The organism is Lacihabitans sp. LS3-19, from assembly GCF_024343575.1.
Classification (GTDB): Bacteria; Bacteroidota; Bacteroidia; order Cytophagales; family Spirosomataceae; genus Leadbetterella.
In genome coordinates this window covers 1-1807 of sequence record NZ_RJUA01000088.1, presented here as the reverse complement: position 1 = coordinate 1807, position 1807 = coordinate 1, and the positions used below count along the sequence as shown (strand labels likewise).

4 protein-coding genes and 1 tRNA gene are annotated in these 1807 nt (G+C 30.8%); 4 read left to right on the top strand and 1 reads right to left on the bottom strand.

Annotated elements, in window-relative coordinates:
* Positions 1–31 precede the first annotated feature (31 nt).
* Positions 32–421 (bottom strand): hypothetical protein, encoded by a 390-nt coding sequence (locus EGI22_RS15520; RefSeq protein WP_255068998.1) that lies wholly within the window; start codon positions 419–421, stop codon positions 32–34.
* A 252-nt stretch (positions 422–673) separates the two neighbouring features.
* Here EGI22_RS15520 and EGI22_RS15515 point away from each other — a divergent pair.
* The 4 genes from EGI22_RS15515 to EGI22_RS24140 form a co-directional block, all read left to right on the top strand.
* A tRNA-Ile gene (locus tag EGI22_RS15515) sits at positions 674–747 on the top strand.
* A gap of 44 nt (positions 748–791) precedes the next feature.
* Complete coding sequence (locus tag EGI22_RS15510) at positions 792–1091, top strand: GIY-YIG nuclease family protein (RefSeq protein WP_255069303.1); 300 nt, start codon at positions 792–794, stop codon at positions 1089–1091.
* Between the two features lie 107 nt (positions 1092–1198).
* On the top strand, positions 1199–1498 hold the full coding sequence (locus EGI22_RS15505; protein WP_255069303.1) for a GIY-YIG nuclease family protein: 300 nt from the start codon (positions 1199–1201) through the stop codon (positions 1496–1498).
* A 95-nt stretch (positions 1499–1593) separates the two neighbouring features.
* Positions 1594–1807: GIY-YIG nuclease family protein (locus EGI22_RS24140; protein WP_369010878.1), on the top strand; the 214-nt coding region annotated here is incomplete at its 3' end.

Sequence of the window (1807 nt, the reverse complement as noted above, 5' to 3'; positions counted from 1 at the left end):
AAATAAAGAAAATAATTAAGCTTAAAGAATTTTAGCCTAACTGGGGTGGATTTAGAAGAGATTTCAAATACTGAAATCTATATAAGTTTTGATAAGTTGAGGAGCTTGATTTTCCTTCAAAAAAAGTAACTGATTTTGAAAACTCAGAAATTATTTTTGCTGCAGGAATAAAAACCAAAAATGTAATGTGAGATTCGAAAGAAGGTAATTTCTTGTGTTCTTGATTAGACTTGTGTTTTGACTCCTTGGCATAATGCATCCAAAGAAAATCTTCAAAACTAATACCTTCTTGTTTGTGCTGCTGATAATGACTGTACAAGTCCCCAAACTTATAGGCCTCCGAAAACCCAACGGATTTTGGAAGTAAACCCTCTAAAAAGATTACGCTAGAGAGAATAAGTATGAAAAAACTTTTAATCATTCTCAAAATTAGACATAAATTTTCAATAAAACTGTGACTTTTATCCAAAATATCCTTTTAAAGGCACATATTAACAATTTATTAATATTTTTCCAAAAAAAACCAGTTTATAAAGATTTAATTAATAGCCAATTAGATTTTCACTTGCACAATAAGTAAAAATCATTTGAATTATTTTTTGATTTTTTTAATCTAAAAACTTACCTTTGCACTGCTTTTAAGGGAATCGAAATTCTTTTTTCTTAAAACACTGGGCCTATAGCTCATTCGGTTAGAGCAACTGACTCATAATCAGTAGGTGCCTGGTTCGATCCCAGGTGGGCCCACAAACCTCTTCAAATTTGAAGAGGTTTTTTTTATGCTATTTTTCATGAATGATATTTGCTGTTACATCTTATTTTCAGAAAAAATCAATAAATTCTATATTGGTGCAACTCAGTCTAATTTAGAAATAAGAATTAAGAATCACAATTCACATTTTTATCAAGGCCAACACTTCTCAAATTCTGCTGAAGATTGGAATTTATTTTTAAAAATCCCAACTGATAATTATGCCCATGCCATTCGACTAGAGAGAAAAATCAAATCTATGAAAAGCTCAAAATACATTTCCAACTTGAAAAAATATCCAGATTTAATTACTAAAATTTTAGAAGAAACAAAGAATTAAGCAACTGACTCTCCCGAAAGCTTTCGGGACAGTAGGTGCCTGGTTCGATCCCAGGTGGGCCCACAAACCTCTTCAAATTTGAAGAGGTTTTTTTTATGCTATTTTTCATGAATGATATTTGCTGTTACATCTTATTTTCAGAAAAAATCAATAAATTCTATATTGGTGCAACTCAGTCTAATTTAGAAATAAGAATTAAGAATCACAATTCACATTTTTATCAAGGCCAACACTTCTCAAATTCTGCTGAAGATTGGAATTTATTTTTAAAAATCCCAACTGATAATTATGCCCATGCCATTCGACTAGAGAGAAAAATCAAATCTATGAAAAGCTCAAAATACATTTCCAACTTGAAAAAATATCCAGATTTAATTACTAAAATTTTAGAAGAAACAAAGAATTAAGCAACTGACTCTCCCGAAAGCTTTCGGGACAGTAGGTGCCTGGTTCGATCCCAGGTGGGCCCACAAACCTCTTCAAATTTGAAGAGGTTTTTTTTATGCTATTTTTCATGAATGATATTTGCTGTTACATCTTATTTTCAGAAAAAATCAATAAATTCTATATTGGTGCAACTCAGTCTAATTTAGAAATAAGAATTAAGAATCACAATTCACATTTTTATCAGGGCCAACACTTCTCAAATTCTGCTGAAGATTGGAATTTATTTTTAAAAATCCCAACTGATAATTATGCCCATGCCATTCGACTAG